Annotated in this window: 15 protein-coding genes and 1 pseudogene; 12 read left to right on the top strand and 4 right to left on the bottom strand. The window is 39.3% G+C overall.

Going from position 1 to position 15,788, the window contains the following annotated elements:
- Positions 1–27 precede the first annotated feature (27 nt).
- Entirely contained in the window at positions 28–1,962 is a 1,935-nt protein-coding gene (locus ABKA15_RS09085) for a GBS Bsp-like repeat-containing protein (RefSeq protein ID WP_049514291.1), read from the bottom strand.
- A 356-nt stretch (positions 1,963–2,318) separates the two neighbouring features.
- Between ABKA15_RS09085 and ABKA15_RS09080 the strand changes: the two genes are divergently transcribed.
- Positions 2,319–2,534, top strand: coding sequence for a hypothetical protein (locus ABKA15_RS09080; RefSeq protein WP_049514293.1), 216 nt, complete (start codon positions 2,319–2,321; stop codon positions 2,532–2,534).
- Between the two features lie 29 nt (positions 2,535–2,563).
- Positions 2,564–2,806: a hypothetical protein gene (locus ABKA15_RS09075; RefSeq protein WP_049514295.1), complete on the top strand. Its 243-nt coding sequence runs from the start codon at positions 2,564–2,566 to the stop codon at positions 2,804–2,806.
- An 11-nt stretch (positions 2,807–2,817) separates the two neighbouring features.
- On the opposite strand, the gene ABKA15_RS09070 is transcribed toward ABKA15_RS09075, so the two are convergent.
- Positions 2,818–3,837, bottom strand: a complete 1,020-nt coding sequence (locus ABKA15_RS09070) for an IS30 family transposase (RefSeq protein WP_192208559.1) — start codon at positions 3,835–3,837, stop codon at positions 2,818–2,820.
- Positions 3,838–4,080: 243 nt separating this feature from the next.
- Between ABKA15_RS09070 and ABKA15_RS09065 the strand changes: the two genes are divergently transcribed.
- From ABKA15_RS09065 to purB, 10 genes are all read left to right on the top strand, one after another.
- Positions 4,081–4,908: a sce7726 family protein gene (locus tag ABKA15_RS09065; protein WP_049512398.1), complete on the top strand. Its 828-nt coding sequence runs from the start codon at positions 4,081–4,083 to the stop codon at positions 4,906–4,908.
- 16 nt (positions 4,909–4,924) lie between these two features.
- The gene (locus tag ABKA15_RS09060) at positions 4,925–5,869 is read left to right on the top strand and encodes a sce7725 family protein (RefSeq protein ID WP_049512396.1); all 945 of its coding nucleotides are present in this window, start codon (positions 4,925–4,927) and stop codon (positions 5,867–5,869) included.
- On the top strand, positions 5,869–6,966 hold the full coding sequence (locus ABKA15_RS09055; RefSeq protein ID WP_049512395.1) for an RES family NAD+ phosphorylase: 1,098 nt from the start codon (positions 5,869–5,871) through the stop codon (positions 6,964–6,966). The genes ABKA15_RS09060 and ABKA15_RS09055 overlap by 1 nt, the downstream gene beginning before the upstream one ends.
- Positions 6,967–7,173: 207 nt before the next feature.
- Positions 7,174–8,433, top strand: a complete 1,260-nt coding sequence (gene purD / locus ABKA15_RS09050) for a phosphoribosylamine--glycine ligase (protein WP_049512394.1) — start codon at positions 7,174–7,176, stop codon at positions 8,431–8,433.
- Between the two features lie 59 nt (positions 8,434–8,492).
- Positions 8,493–9,674, top strand: a complete 1,182-nt coding sequence (locus ABKA15_RS09045) for an ATP-grasp domain-containing protein (RefSeq protein WP_049512392.1) — start codon at positions 8,493–8,495, stop codon at positions 9,672–9,674.
- Between the two features lie 322 nt (positions 9,675–9,996).
- Positions 9,997–10,485, top strand: a complete 489-nt coding sequence (purE, locus tag ABKA15_RS09040) for a 5-(carboxyamino)imidazole ribonucleotide mutase (protein WP_002312222.1) — start codon at positions 9,997–9,999, stop codon at positions 10,483–10,485.
- On the top strand, positions 10,472–11,560 hold the full coding sequence (purK, locus tag ABKA15_RS09035; RefSeq protein WP_049512391.1) for a 5-(carboxyamino)imidazole ribonucleotide synthase: 1,089 nt from the start codon (positions 10,472–10,474) through the stop codon (positions 11,558–11,560). The genes purE and purK overlap by 14 nt, the downstream gene beginning before the upstream one ends.
- Entirely contained in the window at positions 11,561–12,511 is a 951-nt protein-coding gene (locus ABKA15_RS09030; RefSeq protein WP_049512390.1) for a 2-dehydropantoate 2-reductase N-terminal domain-containing protein, read from the top strand. It abuts the gene before it with no gap.
- Positions 12,512–12,519: 8 nt separating this feature from the next.
- Positions 12,520–12,747: a hypothetical protein gene (locus ABKA15_RS09025; protein ID WP_049512389.1), complete on the top strand. Its 228-nt coding sequence runs from the start codon at positions 12,520–12,522 to the stop codon at positions 12,745–12,747.
- A gap of 160 nt (positions 12,748–12,907) precedes the next feature.
- Positions 12,908–14,203 (top strand): adenylosuccinate lyase, encoded by a 1,296-nt coding sequence (purB, locus tag ABKA15_RS09020; RefSeq protein ID WP_049512388.1) that lies wholly within the window; start codon positions 12,908–12,910, stop codon positions 14,201–14,203.
- A gap of 56 nt (positions 14,204–14,259) precedes the next feature.
- Here purB and ABKA15_RS09015 read toward each other — a convergent pair.
- Together ABKA15_RS09015 and ABKA15_RS09010 are read right to left on the bottom strand one after the other, a co-directional pair.
- A pseudogene (locus ABKA15_RS09015) lies at positions 14,260–14,919 on the bottom strand (dihydroxyacetone kinase subunit DhaK); the annotation flags it as partial.
- 123 nt (positions 14,920–15,042) lie between these two features.
- Positions 15,043–15,759 (bottom strand): GntR family transcriptional regulator, encoded by a 717-nt coding sequence (locus ABKA15_RS09010; protein WP_186832723.1) that lies wholly within the window; start codon positions 15,757–15,759, stop codon positions 15,043–15,045.
- Between the last annotated feature and the right edge of the window lie 29 nt (positions 15,760–15,788).

Genomic DNA, 15,788 nt, shown 5'->3' with positions numbered 1-15,788 from the left:
AAGGTTTTTAAAGTTATTCAGAGGAACTTATTTTGGATAAATGTAACTAACTGCTCCTTGTCCAGCTGCATGAGGATTGAACCAGCCACGGAAGTTGCCAATATACTGTTTCCCAGCGTAGTTGGCCTCTTGAATCTGAATGCGTGTGTTTGAGGCTACGTGAGTAACAACTCCAACATGACCGTAACCACCGTCTGTCCAACAAATAATAGCCCCTACTTGTGGAGTTGTACCGGTTTTAAAACCAGCTCGTCTGGCGCTAGCAGCCCAATCACCACCATTGCCCCAGTAATTGCCAGCCCAAGGCGCAAGAGCTTTGGCGCCCCAAGTGCATTGCCCTTTTGGATAAGTCGTTGCTGCGGCATAATTTGGTTGGAAAGAAACAGCAGGTTTCTCTACTTGATAGCTCGTACCAGTTAGTCCAATCATTTGACCGTTGAGATTGCGGTAGACATGTGTATGGAAAAGCCCGCTGCCAGTGTGTTTTTGCGTATCAATTGTGAATTTGTAAATTCCATTTCCAGCTTTAGTAGCAGTGTACCACTGAATGTCGTCTTGTCCATTGACTTCAGACCAAGTCGGTAGGGTAATTGTTCCGTCACCGTAGGCATCTGTCACTGTCACCTCATAAAGATAAGTTGAGCGTTTATCGACAGATACTTTGGTTTTAATTTTTTCTGCGGACATAGTAACCGAATCCGTTGCGTAACTATGCTCGCTACCGTCTTTATATTTCACATAAATATGATTGGTGTATGTTCCAGACAAAACTTGATGATTGCGAATATCAAATGCTGCCGTAAATGTTCCGTCACCGTTATTAGTGGCTGTATACCACTTGATATTGCTTTGATTGCTTGTGCTCCAAATAGGTACTCGGACGGATTGAATCGGCTTGGACTTTGAAGTTTCACTAACTTTGACGGTATAAGTCCCTTGTTCTTGATTGATATTTTCAACAGAGAAGAAAGGTTTTTGCTCTTCTTCAGAAGGCAATTTATCAGCATCAACTTGGGCAGTGATTCCAGCTAAGCCAGTAAACTCTGGTTTGACATAGCTTTCTCCGTAAAGATGAATGTGATAAGTTCCTGTGTCATAGTTGTGTTTTTTTAGCTCAACTCTAACATTGTAGCTTCCATCAGGATTTTTAGTAGCTGCATACCATTGAAGATCATCCTGTCTGTTGCGGTCAGACCAAGCCGGAACAGTTAGTTTGTAGATTGTTTCAGGAACATTTTTGATCTGAATATCCATGATACCAGGCTCAGGAAAGCTAGTCTGAATAGTAGGATTTGGTTTTTCAAGGTTAAAAGTGGTGCCATTTAATCCAATCATCTTTCCGTTTTTACTTTCATAAGTATGAACATGGTAAACACCGTATCCTTTATGATTGGATAAGTCAATTTCTGTTGTGTCTTGCCCTGCCGTATACCACTTGATGTCATCTTGCCCATTTTCATCAGACCAAACAGCGTGTAAAATATTGGCATTTGTTTGATCTTTGTTTCGAGTAAAGGATATTTGAGCAGTCTTTCCTAAAACGGTTGTAGAAACCGTGCCGCTAGCTGGTTTTTCTACTTTGAAAGTCGTTCCGTTTAAACCGACCATTTTTCCATTGATATTGATATAGGTGTGGACGTGAAAGGTTCCATAACCAGTGTGCTGACGCAAATCAATAGCTGTAGTTGGTGTCTGAGGTGCAGAATACCACTTGATATCATCTTGCCCATTTTCATCAGACCAAACAGCGTGGTAAATGGTGTAAGGAACTTGTGTCTGTGAGCGTGTGTAGTTAATAGAAGCTGTATTTCCAGAAACATTGACGGTAATGTTGCTAGCAAGAGTTGCTGGATTTGAGCTTTTTTGAGCATTATCTGCTTCCGAGGCTTGAGCAGTTAGTTGAGCAGAAAACACGCCCAAAATAGTGCTAGATAGTAAAAATAATTGACTGTATTTCTTCATAAATCTCCTTTGAATAAATAATTTGGATAGTTCCATTTAGATTATTCGGGAAAAAAGATTGAAAGATGGTATAATTTTTAAATATTTTAAGTAATTGAGGCTATAAGCTGTTTTGGGATTTATGTTAGAAATATTGATCAATTGTTGCTAATTATTAATATGTTATTAATTGGTTATCAGAAGAGTTCTCAATAACTTTGGTTAACTATTGAATTCTTGGTAAAATACTATTTATTTTGTTAAAATGAAATGAGCTTTTCTTTTATGGTAATAATTGAAAAAATAATAATTCAATTATTAACTAGATAAAAGATAGTGGTAGTGATTACAAAGTAACTGTTATCCGGGAGTCATATATGAAAAAACAAATATTTTTAGTTGTGATATTGTTTGTTGTCTTAGTAACAATTGATTACCTTAACATTTTAAATATCAAAAAAATAGATTTAAATTTCTTTGTTGGCTTATTGAATATTGTTTGTATAATAATATTATTTTTGATAAGTTATCATACATTAGATAGAATTTCGAAAGAAAAAGAAAAAAATAAAAGGGAATTGCTAGCATACTAGCGAGTGATACTTATAATCAAATAAGTTTCATGATTGATAGAATTTTAACTGATGATATTGTTAAAAATAATATCGTTCCTAAAATTGATTTCAATGCTTATGGTGAACACGAAATTATTACAAATTTAAAGAAAGAACCTTTTAAAAACGAAAGGAAACTCTATAGTCTAATAGCTGATGGACAATTTAATGAAAAAGATTTTTTAGAATATTTAAAAATAAAAAATTCTCAATTGTCAAGTCAAGTGCAACAAAGTTGTTCCTCTGATTAAGTGAGTATCTTTCAAGCTGTTTGAGTTAGCTCAAACAGCTTTTTTGCGGACTGATAGCCATGGATTCGTCTAGGTCTTTCATTGATAGCCTTTGTATAGTCCTCTAAAAGTGTCGGATTTAGTTTTTTTAGTGAGGATCCTTTGGGAATGAACTCTCTTAATAATCCATTGAAATTCTCATTTGTGCCTCGTTCATAAGATGAATAGGCATGTGCAAAATAAACATCTAATCCCTCTATCTTACTCAATGATGAAAATTCGTTTCCATTATCTGCAGTTATGGACTTAATGGGATAAAGTTTCATACACTCTAAGACTGCTTGATTGACATACTCTGCTTTCTTTTCCACGAGTTTCTTTGTGACAGCATAGCGTGTTTGTCGTTCTACCAATGTTAAAATAGAAGGTTCTCCTATTGTCTTTCCACCCAGAACAGAATCGATTTCCCAATCTCCAAAACGGGAACGATTATTAATCTCCTCTGGCCTTTCTTCAATTGACTTTCCTAGATGTTTCTTGGTAGAGGGACGCTTGTTAAATTTCTTACGAATCCGCACTGCTCTTGGTAAATCAATAACCTTAATCTCTAACAAACCTTGATGGATATAGTTATAGAGCGTCTTGGTTGAAGGAACAACTGCATCTACATGTTGGAGTCTATAGGTATGAACAAAGGTATCCACGCTATGCACCCTTGGTTTCTCTCTCATCGCTTCTATAAATTTTGTCAGAAAATCGTTCGATACACGATCCAGTTTTAGATAATAGCTGGTTTCTCTAGCATCCCGATAACGGTTATGGGCAGCATCTGCATAATAGTGTTGGTAGTAGACCTTCTGCCCATTGACTTTTTTCAATTGTGTTATGGAACCACGATTAATTTCACGAGTAATAGTAGAGCGATTTCTCCCCAGTCTACGAGCAATTTCAGCAGGTTTGAGTCCTACGCTTAAATAAGCTTCAATTTCTCCTCGCTCAGCTTCAGATAAGTGCTTGTAGGATTGATTTGTGGTAGAATAATTTGTGGACATGTTCATCTTCCTTTATACTGTTTTTCGCAACTCTAGTATATCAGATGAACATGTCTTCTGTGTTGCACTTCATTTTACAACAGGGCATTTTTCTTATTTAACTATGAGAATAATATTTTTTGATAATCCAGAGTACTATGAACCAATAAAGGAAGAACTACTAGGGAAATTAAAAAAATCTCTTTTTTAGTATATTTGAATATGATATAATTTAATTAAGAAAAATGAGAGGAGGAAATTAAACTGACTATTAAAAAAAATAATCTATTAAACAGATTTTTTTCAAGATCTACTATAAAGAACCTCCTCAAATATAATAAGGATGAAGTTTTTGAAAAAATATCAAAAAATGAAATAGGACACTTAGAAACGATTCAAAATGTTTATCAAGAACTATCTAAAACATACCGGAATGAATATTTTTATAAAAATACTCTTTTGAATAAGCGACTATTGGGAATGCATAGTATAAATACTACTACAGCGTTAACAGAAATACCTGTTGGTAGAGCAAAACCAGATTTTATTTTAATCAACGGGAAAGCGGTTGTATATGAAATAAAAACTGAATTGGATAACTTTGATAGGCTTGAAAATCAAATTAATGAATACTATAAAGCCTTTAATCATGTCGCAATTGTTACATATGAGAAGAGCTTAGAAATAGCAAAAAGAAAAATTGCTGAAATTAATAAACCTATTGGACTTTACATTTTACAAAGAAATACAAAAATAAAAACAGTCATTGAACCTAAAGAATATAGTAGCGATTTAAATAGAGATGTTATTTTTAAAATTCTTCGTAAAGGTGAATATGAAAATATTGTTGAAAGATACTTTTATTCATTACCACAAGTTTCTCAATTTGAGTATTATGAAGTTTGTAAAAAATTGATTGGAACAATTCCATTGGAACAATTTTATTCAGATTTCTTAATTGAATTGAAGAAGAGAAATCCAATAAATAAAGAATTATTTGCAGAAGTTCCGTATGAACTAAAGTTTTTGGTATATTTCATGAATTTTAATTCTAAAGATTACAAAGCTTTGGAACAGTTTTTACAAGATTAAATAAAAGGAGACCTATATGTATTTTCCATATTTAAGAGGCAGACAGTATGAGTTAATTGCGCTTAGGGAGTTGTTAGCAAATAATAAATTAGGCAATAATGTTATTCCAATCATTGAGCCTGTAAGATTATCGCCTACGTTAATAAGTACTTTAGAAGGATTTAAAAATCAAGAGCAACAATGTTCGTTTATAATGAATCCAGCAGTAGGTTCTTTTAATGAGGAATATAAAGATTCCTCAAAAAGTAACCTGATCACTCGATTAGATGAAGTATTTGATGATAATGAGAATTTATATCATGTTTCATTGATGAGTAAAAATTATAATGAAAATGATAATTTTAAAGTTATTGACAATATTGAAAAACTGATAACAATATGTAAAAATCCGGATGATTTGGAAGGTTATAAAGGCTATTATGTTGGAAAAACTACAGCTTACAACCTTATCTCAGAAAACAGTAAATTAAGAAGAGAAGTGGGAGGGAATAAAGTTAAGCTTAGTGATAATTTTATTAAATTACTAAGAAATACGGATTACTCAGAGAATGCAGATGAATTTTTCTCGGATGATCATAGATTTTTCTTATATGATGGATATAAGGGATTCTCAGATTACTCTATTGTTGGTGAAGACTATAGTGAGTCTGGATTTGCACCTTATGCTGTTGCTATTCATATTGTTTATTTTGATAGAGATGAAAATTTAAGAATTCGACATTTTGTTTCAAATACTAACATAGATCCAACCAATCCCGCTGGTAAGTTTGCAGAAGCACTTGAAAAATTAATCCATGATGTCAGAGCGGGGGAAATTCAACGAACGCTAGCAATAGATGAATTTGAAAGACTATATACAACAGGGTCGTATCCAGGTCTTGGAACTGTGAAGAAATTATCTATTATGCATCATATAGAATTAGTGGGTGCGTATCTGGATCGAGTTGGTGGAGAAAGTTAATGAAAATTTGTCAAAATTGTTTTGCAGATGAAATACTTAAATCCCAAGTTATTACAGCTGGGAAAAAATCTAATTGTGATGTGTGTTGCATTAGAGATGATTTTACTTATGATACGGAAACTGATGATTATTTAATTGATTTCTTTATCCCATTTATTTCTATATTTTCTCCAATCCATAAGATTGCTAATTCTCAGCCCGGGCAGGGAACCTTGTTGAAAACTGAAGTTACAAATAATTGGAATATATTTGCTACCCAAAACGAGGTTGAGGTTTACCAAATGCTCTCAGAGATCTGCAAAGATTTTTTTGAGAGAAATCCAGAAATTCTAACTTCAACTGTTGCTGTAGAAAAAATGTACGATTCGGAATATGTGCAGGAGTTTTCATTAATCCGTGGAAGTTGGCAAGACTTTGTTGAGGATATTACATATAACAATCGTTGTCATTCTGATAAATTTAATAAAAAGATTTTTGAAAAATATTGTAAAAGCCTGCTGAAAGTCTATCAAGAAGAAAAAATATTTTATCGTTGTCGAATCTTAGAAAGTGAAATTGGATTTGATAAAGGTGGTATTGGTGCTCCTCCTAGGGGAAAAACTGCTGATGGCAGAGCTAATGCAAGGGGGATTATTATACTCTATTTAGGCGATAGCGAAAAGACAACGATACATGAGACTCGAGCGGGATTGCATGATTATGTCTGCATTGGAAAGTTTAAATTAAATGAGTCTATTAGGATTATTGATTTTAAAAAGATAAATGAAATTAGTCCTTTTGAAGATGGGATTATTGATGACATTGCTGAGTTAGCAATAAATAAACGTCCTTTACAGCAAATAGGTTCTGAAATGGGGAAAGCGATGAGGAAATCGGATGATGTATTGGATTATCTTCCGACTCAATATATCTCCGACTTTGTTAGATCTATCGTTTCAGAGGAAAAACCAAATGAATATGCCTATCAAGGTATCGAGTTTCGAAGTGTCATGAATCCAGGTGGATATAATCTAGCTATTTTTTCACCAGATTATTTTGATATAATGGATGATTTAGAAACTAAAAAAATTAATCACATTTCTTATGAATTCACTTAGTAAAAAGATCTTTCAGAGAATTATTCTTTTTAGTAATCATCTTATCCATCCTTGATAGGGTGGTTTTTTTGCTTACCCAGGCTGATCCAGTCAGCCGGTAGAGGCAGCTATTTTTTATCAAATCCAATTATTCTTATTCTGATTAGAATGGAACGAAACGAACGATTGTGATATAATTTAGATAAATAATTCGCAATGGAGTCGAAAATGAAACTTTTAGTTGTTGGTTCGGGTGGTCGCGAGCATGCGATTGCTAAGAAATTGTTGGAGTCACCGCAGGTGGAGCAGGTCTTTGTTGCTCCCGGAAATGACGGGATGACGCTTGATGGTTTGGATTTGGTGAATATCGGAATTTCCGAACATTCCAAGTTGATTGACTTTGCCAAAGCAAATGCTATTGCTTGGACCTTTATTGGTCCTGATGATGCACTAGCGGCTGGTATCGTTGATGATTTTAACCGAACTGGGCTTGAGGCTTTTGGTCCAACTAAGTTAGCAGCAGAGCTGGAGTGGTCTAAGGATTTTGCTAAGGAAATCATGGTCAAATATGGCGTTCCGACAGCAGCCTATGGCACATTTTCCAACTTCGAGAAAGCTAAAGCCTACATCGAAAAGCAGGGCGCTCCAATCGTGGTCAAGGCGGATGGCTTGGCATTGGGTAAGGGAGTAGTCGTGGCTGAAACCGTAGAGCAGGCGGTCGAGGCAGCGCATGAAATGCTGCTGGACAATAAGTTCGGCGACTCGGGTGCGCGCGTGGTTATTGAGGAGTTCCTTGATGGCGAGGAATTCTCTCTCTTTGCCTTTGTCAATGGGGACAAGTTTTACATTATGCCTGCGGCGCAGGATCACAAGCGTGCCTATGATGGTGACAAGGGACCAAACACAGGCGGTATGGGGGCCTACGCTCCTGTTCCTCACCTGCCGAAAAGCGTGATTGACCAGTCGGTTGATACCATTGTCAAACCAGTGCTTGAGGGTATGATTGCTGAGGGCCGCCCTTATCTTGGCGTACTCTACGCGGGGCTTATCTTGACTAAGGACGGTCCTAAGGTTATCGAGTTCAACTCTCGCTTTGGCGATCCCGAGACCCAAGTTATCTTGCCGCGCCTGACTTCTGACTTTGCACAGAATATCACGGACATTTTGGCTGGCAGGAACCCTGACATCACTTGGCTGGATTCGGGCGTGACCCTAGGCGTGGTGGTTGCTTCAAATGGCTATCCGCTCGCCTACGAAAAAGGGGTGCTTCTGCCAGAAAAGACCGGTGGCGACATAATCACCTATTATGCAGGGGCTAAGTTTGATGGCAATAGCCAGCTGCTCTTGTCAAACGGCGGTCGCGTCTACATGCTGGTTACTACAGCCGACAGCGTCAAGGCTGCGCAGGACAAAATCTACACCCAGCTGAATAAACAAAACACAACAGGCCTCTTTTATCGTACGGACATCGGAAGCAAGGCTTTGTAAATCAAATGTATTAAACTTTGAGCCGTGAGGCTTGAATATAGAATTCTGGTGTTTGAAAAATGAAAAACAGACTGCTATTTTTAGAAGGTTCTAGCTTAACTTCAAGAGAGACTCTAACAGTATTGCTAAAAGAGGGCTACAAAGTTGATGTCCTGTCTCCTGATAAGTTTTCTATTGCAACATTCAGTCGACTCACTCATAGAATTCCGACAGTTGATGTAAATCGTTTTCCTTTAGATTATTTGAAACAAGTTAGTCAGCTGCTTCATCAAAAAAATTATGCAGCTATTTTGCCGACACATGAGGAAGGCTGGTTATTGGCAAATGGGGAAAAATTTTTACCAACTCGTTTGCCAGTAGCGCTTGCTGATAAGGAACAAATTGAAAAGCTGGCTGGGAAGATTGCGTTTGCTGAAATTTCGGATCAGTTAAATTTGCCAATTCCTAAATGGGAACGTGTGGAAAATTTAGAATCTATTTCTCTTCCTTATCCTTATTGGCTAAAGGCAGACTATGGTACTGCCGGTCGTTCAGTTTATAAAATCACAAGTAAGGAAGATTTGGCGCAAGTTGCGAGCAGATTAACAGCGAGTGATGAAAAATGGATGGTTCAGCAAGACATAGTCGGAGACTATGGTCAGGTTCAAGCAGTATTTCATCATGGTCAGTTACTTGCGGTTCATTCTAGTGTTAAAGTGGGTTCTGGTGCCGGTGGTTCAGCTGCTGCTAGATTAAGTATAGAATCTGAGAAAACGAGAGAGCATGTCGAAAAATTAGGTCAATTTTTACAATGGCATGGTGCTTTAACTTTAGATTTTATATGTACCGGCGGTCACTTTTATTACATAGAGTGCAATCCTAGAATGGTTGAACCTGCTAATGCCTACAAAGCAGGAGTTAACTTCCCAAAAATCATGATAGAGTTAGCCAATGGCTGCTATTCCAAATCTGATGTTAGTGTTGGGCAAGCAGGGGTAGGGACGCATAGCCTGATGGCTTTGCTTATCGGTACTGCTGAGCGAACGAAGAGTAGAAAGAAGATTGTACGGACAATGAGGAAGTGGCTTTTTAACAGTGACAGTGAAGAGGTGTTAACACCTATTTGGAAGGATCCTCTAAGTTTTATACCTCTTGCGATTATTATCGGTCGCTTATTGATAAATCCTAGAAGTGTCACCAAGTTGGTTGATAAGACCGTTAAACATTATAGTGTGGAACCGACCACTCTAAAAAATATTTGAGCAAAAGATTCCGTTTATTCAAAGGAACATTCTGTTAGTTTTCCTATTTTTCTATGAAAATTTTGCAAGCGACAAAAAGTCGCTATAAAATAAAAAACGAAAGGAATTAAACACGCCTACGACAACAACACTGGGCAAAAAGATGAGTCTGACGACGAGGCACAAGCCTCTAGGAAAGACTTATGCTGTAGATGTCTGAACTTTCTACGCCAGTAGGCTAAGAAAGTCCTAGTCGTCCTGATGGGGTGCATCAGCGGAATCAAAGTTTTCTGATTTACCGCCCATTTTGTTGGAGATCGCTTTATGGCGTTTGTATCTTATTATGAAACCACTTATTTCTATTATCATGGGCTCCAAATCCGACTGGAGCACTATGCAAAAAACCGCTCAAGTTTTGGATAACTTCGGCGTAGCTTATGAGAAGAAAGTCGTCTCAGCCCACCGCACACCAGACCTCATGTTCAAACATGCAGAAGAAGCCCGCAGCCGCGGCATCAAGGTCATCATTGCAGGTGCAGGCGGTGCCGCGCATTTACCGGGTATGGTGGCAGCTAAAACAACACTGCCTGTTATCGGTGTGCCTGTCAAATCACGCGCACTCAGCGGCTTGGATTCGCTCTATTCCATTGTGCAGATGCCGGGTGGTGTGCCTGTGGCAACTATGGCCATTGGTGAAGCGGGAGCGACCAACGCTGCCCTGACAGCCCTGCGTATCTTGGCCATTGAAGACCAAGACTTGGCAGTCGCGTTAGCAGATTTCGCAGAGGAACAAGGAAAAATCGCAGAGGAGTCAACGAATGAACTCAACTAAAACCATTGGCATAATCGGCGGCGGTCAGCTGGGTCAGATGATGGCTATCGCGGCGGTTTACATGGGGCATAAGGTGGTGACGCTGGATCCGACGGCGGACTGTCCTGCCTCGCGCGTGTCTGAGATGATTGTGGCGCCTTACGATGATGTGGATGCTTTGCGAGAAATGGCTGTACGTTGCGACCTGCTGACCTATGAGTTTGAAAATGTCGACGCTGACGGCCTTGATGCGGTCGTAGGAGACGGTCAGCTGCCGCAGGGGACTGATTTGCTGCGCATTTCGCAAAACCGAGTACACGAGAAAGAGTTTCTTTCAAGTACAGGTGTGGATTTGGCTCCTTATCGCGTCATTCGCTCATCTGCAGACTTGGGAAATTATGATTTCTCTGTCAAGCGTGTACTAAAGACAGCAACGGGTGGCTACGACGGTCACGGTCAGGTGGTCATTAGAGACGAGGAGAGTTTAGCGACTGCGCGTGATTTGGCAGACAAGACTCTTTGTGTGTTGGAGGATTTCGTCCCCTTCACCATGGAAATATCGGTCATTGTGTCTGGAAATGGCACGGATTTGACCCTTTTCCCTGTTCAGGAAAATATTCACCGCAACAATATCCTTTCTAAAACGATTGTCCCAGCGCGGATTTCCCAAGATTTAGCGGACAAGGCTCTGCAAATGGCAAGAAAAATTGCCACAGAAGTCCAACTTTCTGGTACACTATGTATAGAGATGTTTGTGGCTGGCAACCAGATTTTGGTCAATGAAATCGCACCGCGCCCGCATAATTCAGGGCATTATTCTATCGAAGCCTGTGATTTCTCACAGTTTGATACTCATATCTTGGGTATTTTGGGTCAGCCCCTGCCAGAAGTGACCCTTCATGCCCCAGCTGTCATGCTCAATGTTCTTGGCCAGCACATGGAAAAAGCTGAGCACTACGTCGCAGAACATCCTAGCGCTCACCTTCATCTCTACGGCAAAGAAGAAGCCAAACACAACCGCAAGATGGGGCATGTGACTTTGTTTAGTGATGAGCCGGATGAGGTGGAGGAATTTGGGAAAGGGATTGATTTTTAAGTGAAAGTAGCAATTTTAGGTCTTGGGGTTATCGGGACCATTTATGCCTATGCTTTTCAAGAAGCAGGTCATCAGGTAGAACACGTGCTGAGAGAAAGTAAGAGAAGTACAGCACCAAACGTCTTGAAAGTTGATTTGCTAGATGGACGTTATGTCTCCAAAGGTGAAAATAAACAGGATACCTATGCGGTTCATGTAGCGGAAGCTCATTCGGAATATGATTTTATTTTTCTAAGCGTGCGTCATGGTTTTGTAAAAGAAGCCGTGGAAACTTTGCGAGAAAATCAGATTAAAGGAACTCTCGTTTTTTTCTGCAATTTTTGGAATACACGAGAGGAAGTAGAGAAATGGGCAGGGGAGTATGACTATATTCTCGCATTTCCGACAGCTGGTGGTCATATGAATGAGGATCATTTAGATGGCGTCTTGTTCGACCATTTAATGTTAGAAGGGGAGAAAAAAGCACACATTCCCAATTATGCTGATTTGACGGATTTGCTGACTTCAGCAGATTTGAAGTGGGAGGTTCCCCATGATATGGTTGAGTGGATTTGGATTCACATGGCGATTAATGCGGGTGTCACCTCGACAGCTGCACGTTCGGGGAATTTGGAAAATCCAGAACAGCTGGCTCTGAACTTGATGAATAGTTCTTCAGAATTATCATTAGCCATCAAGGTCATTCGAGAGGCTTTGAAAGTCGTAGAAGCGCGTGGCGTAAATTTGAAGCTTTACAAAGCTGAACTCTTACCTTATAAAATTCCCGCTTGGATTGCAGGAAAGGCCATGAAAGCCATGTTTGCGAAAAATGAGCTGGCACGTAAAATTATGACCTTACACAATGACAAACAAGATATCTTCTACTGTTGTCAAAGTGTCTATCTGACCGGTCAGGAGTTAGGTGTTGAGATGCCTATTCTTGAAGCAAATATGAAGGGAATTTCGATTTAGGAGGTTTTATGATTCAAATCATCGTGAATGTTTTTGTTGAAAAGGATAAAACTGGAACTGTTGTTGAAGTCTTGTATGCTAGTAGTGACCATGACAAGGTTCAAGCTAAATATGATGAATTAGTTGCTCAATATCCTGAAAACTATTTAGCAATTTATGATTTACCACTTGATACAGATTTGAATACACTAAATCACTACCCATCTGTATGGATTGGGAAAGAAGAGTTTGAATAAAACGACTTTTATTCGTTAAACGGATGTTTCACGCCGTGGGAAAAGCGTAAGCGACGGAAATTTTGAGACTTTAGGCTCAAAATTTAGTCATGAGATTCCAAAGGAAGCTGCTGACGTCCGCCCCACTTAAGTGAAACATCAAAAGAAAGGAAAACAAACTATGATCAACCGTTACTCTCGCCCTGAGATGGCGAACATTTGGAGTGAAGAAAATAAGTACCGTGCTTGGTTAGAAGTGGAAATTTTGGCTGACGAGGCTTGGGCTGAGCTGGGTGAGATTCCTAAGGAAGATGTGGTCAAGATTCGCGAGAAGGCGGATTTTGATATTGATCGCATTCTGGAGATTGAGCAGCAAACTCGCCACGATGTGGTGGCCTTTACTCGTGCGGTTTCTGAGACGTTGGGTGAGGAGCGCAAGTGGGTACACTTTGGTCTGACCTCGACAGACGTGGTGGACACAGCCTATGGTTATCTTTACAAACAGGCTAATGCCATCATTCGTAAGGATTTGGATAATTTCCTCAATATCATCGCTGATAAGGCCAAAGAACACAAGTTCACCATCATGATGGGGCGCACACACGGTGTCCATGCGGAGCCAACAACTTTTGGTCTTAAGCTGGCGACTTGGTACAGTGAAATGAAGCGTAATATTGAGCGTTTTGAACATGCTGCTGCTGGTGTGGAAGCTGGGAAAATCTCTGGTGCTGTTGGGAACTTTGCTAACATCCCGCCATTTGTGGAAAAATATGTTTGTGACAAATTAGGCATTCGTGCTCAGGAAATTTCGACCCAAGTCTTACCGCGTGATCTGCACGCCGAGTATTTTGCAGTACTTGCTAGCATTGCCACATCAATCGAGCGCATGGCGACTGAAATCCGCGGTCTGCAAAAATCCGAGCAGCGTGAAGTAGAAGAATTCTTTGCCAAGGGACAAAAAGGTAGCTCTGCTATGCCTCACAAACGCAACCCAATCGGTTCTGAAAACATGACCGGTCTGGCGCGTGTCATTCGCGGTCACATGGTGACGGCTTATGAAAACGTGTCGCTTTGGCATGAACGTGATATTTCGCATTCTTCAGCGGAGCGTATTATTACACCTGATACGACCATTCTGATTGACTACATGCTTAATCGCTTCGGCAATATCGTTAAGAATCTGACTGTTTTCCCTGAAAATATGCGCCGCAATATGAACTCAACTTTTGGTCTTATTTATAGTCAGCGCGTTATGCTGAGTCTGATTGAAAAAGGCATGACACGTGAAGAAGCTTATGATTTAGTACAGCCTAAGACGGCTTATTCTTGGGACAATCAAACAGATTTTCGTCCGCTACTAGAAGCTGATGAAGCTGTGACCTCTCGTTTAACACCAGAGGAAATTGACGATATTTTTGACCCAGTTTACTATACCAAACGTGTGGATGATATTTTCCACCGCATAGGTTTGGATTAAAACAAAACTAAAAAATCCAGTAAAATCAAGCTTGATTTTACTGGATTTTTGCTCTCTCACCAAGCAAAAGCATTAGTTGGGGTTTCTAAGGCTCTCAGCCAGAAACTGTCGGAAACACGACAGAGGGTAACAGAAAGTCCTGCCATATCGAGGCTCGTGATGAGGTGACCTGTTTTGACAAAGGGCAGTTTCAATCCTTCTATATCCAACAGTTGAAGAATGTCATCTGTGAAAACAAGTTCTTCCAATTTTGAAGTGCCGCCTAAGTTATTGATGAGGAGAATAAATTCTTGTCCTTCTTGCCACTTGAATTTCATTTTGATTTTGTTGACGAGCTCAACAGCGAGCAACTCGGAAGATTCAAACGGAACCATCCGATAACCGGGCTCACCATGGATTCCTATTCCGTAGGAAATTTGACCTTGGGGCAAATCAAAGATAGGCAGCTGCTTGCTTGGTAAGGTGGCAGATTTTGTTGCGACTCCCAGTGTTGCAATGGAGGTGGACAGAGAAAGAGCGAGCTTTTCCAACTCATCCAAGTTTGCTCCTTCTTTGGCAGCCTGCCCGAGAATTTTATGTAAGAGAATTGTTCCTGCAACCCCGCGGTGGCGGATTTGGAAGTTGCTTTTTTCGACTGAAATATCATCATGGGAAATGATGTATTTGACTGGAATTCCTTCCTTGCGTGTTTGATAAATGGCTTGGGAAAATTCTTTTTTAGTATATATTTTTTTCGAAATAGTACTTTTTTGTTTCAAAATTGGTCTAGATAGGTTATAATGATGTCAAGATATAAAAAAAGAACAGCTGGCATTCAGATGTTCTTTACATAAAAATAATTAGTGATTTCCACTGCGTGACACGAACTTGATTTTAAAGAAATCGCCACGTTTGTAGGCTTCGCTATACTCTAAAATTTGCCCTGTGCTTTCTAACTGTGTTGTTTTTACTTGAAAGACCGTTGGGAAGTTTGTGTCAATGTCCAGTAATGTTGCAACAGCTTTTGGTGTCGGGAAGATAATTTCATTGGTTTCTTCAAAGTGCTCGTCATTCATGTGGATATGATAGTCTTGTTTGAAGCGATTGTAAATAGAGCTGTAATATTCAAGATTTGGATAATTTGCATTGATATATTGCTCTGGGATATAGGATTGATGATAGATGTAAGGGGTATCTTTTGCTTTACGAAGTCTCTCGATTTTATAGTAAAATTGGTGTCCCTTCAAATCTAACTTATCAAGAAATTTCAAGTCGTTTCCGCGCTCGATCGATAAAACGGTCACTTGATCATTTTGGGTGGGAAATATCTCAACGTCAGAAAATTCAACGAGTTTGTGCTTACGCGCGCGCGACACAAATGTTCCTTTTCCTTGCTGGCGAATGATATATCCGTCTTTTGCTAGCTCATTTAAAGCTCTGACAACAGTAATAGAACTCACATCGTACATTGTGATTAGCTCAGCTTCTGTATAAAATTTATCTCCATTCTCAAATTGACCTGAGATAATCTTGCTTTTGAGTTCGTCTTTAATGTATTGGTATTTAGGGATTGCCATGTTATTCACCTCTCTTTCGCTTCCCTCTC

Origin of the sequence: Streptococcus sp. KHUD_010 (assembly GCF_040207525.1) — a bacterium.
Taxonomy (GTDB): Bacteria; Bacillota; Bacilli; order Lactobacillales; family Streptococcaceae; genus Streptococcus; species Streptococcus hominis.
This window is presented reverse-complemented; position numbering and strand designations above follow the sequence as displayed.

Bases quoted from the DNA above. Each gene is read 5' to 3' on its own strand.
- ABKA15_RS09085 (WP_049514291.1), bottom strand. From the start codon at position 1,962: ATGAAGAAATACAGTCAATTATTTTTACTATCTAGCACTATTTTGGGC.
- ABKA15_RS09080 (WP_049514293.1), top strand. From the start codon at position 2,319: ATGAAAAAACAAATATTTTTAGTTGTGATATTGTTTGTTGTCTTAGTA.
- ABKA15_RS09075 (WP_049514295.1), top strand. From the start codon at position 2,564: ATGATTGATAGAATTTTAACTGATGATATTGTTAAAAATAATATCGTT.
- ABKA15_RS09070 (WP_192208559.1), bottom strand. From the start codon at position 3,837: ATGTCCACAAATTATTCTACCACAAATCAATCCTACAAGCACTTATCT.
- ABKA15_RS09060 (WP_049512396.1), top strand. From the start codon at position 4,925: ATGTATTTTCCATATTTAAGAGGCAGACAGTATGAGTTAATTGCGCTT.
- ABKA15_RS09055 (WP_049512395.1), top strand. From the start codon at position 5,869: ATGAAAATTTGTCAAAATTGTTTTGCAGATGAAATACTTAAATCCCAA.
- purD (WP_049512394.1), top strand. From the start codon at position 7,174: ATGAAACTTTTAGTTGTTGGTTCGGGTGGTCGCGAGCATGCGATTGCT.
- ABKA15_RS09045 (WP_049512392.1), top strand. From the start codon at position 8,493: ATGAAAAACAGACTGCTATTTTTAGAAGGTTCTAGCTTAACTTCAAGA.
- purE (WP_002312222.1), top strand. From the start codon at position 9,997: ATGAAACCACTTATTTCTATTATCATGGGCTCCAAATCCGACTGGAGC.
- purK (WP_049512391.1), top strand. From the start codon at position 10,472: ATGAACTCAACTAAAACCATTGGCATAATCGGCGGCGGTCAGCTGGGT.
- ABKA15_RS09025 (WP_049512389.1), top strand. From the start codon at position 12,520: ATGATTCAAATCATCGTGAATGTTTTTGTTGAAAAGGATAAAACTGGA.
- purB (WP_049512388.1), top strand. From the start codon at position 12,908: ATGATCAACCGTTACTCTCGCCCTGAGATGGCGAACATTTGGAGTGAA.
- ABKA15_RS09010 (WP_186832723.1), bottom strand. From the start codon at position 15,759: ATGGCAATCCCTAAATACCAATACATTAAAGACGAACTCAAAAGCAAG.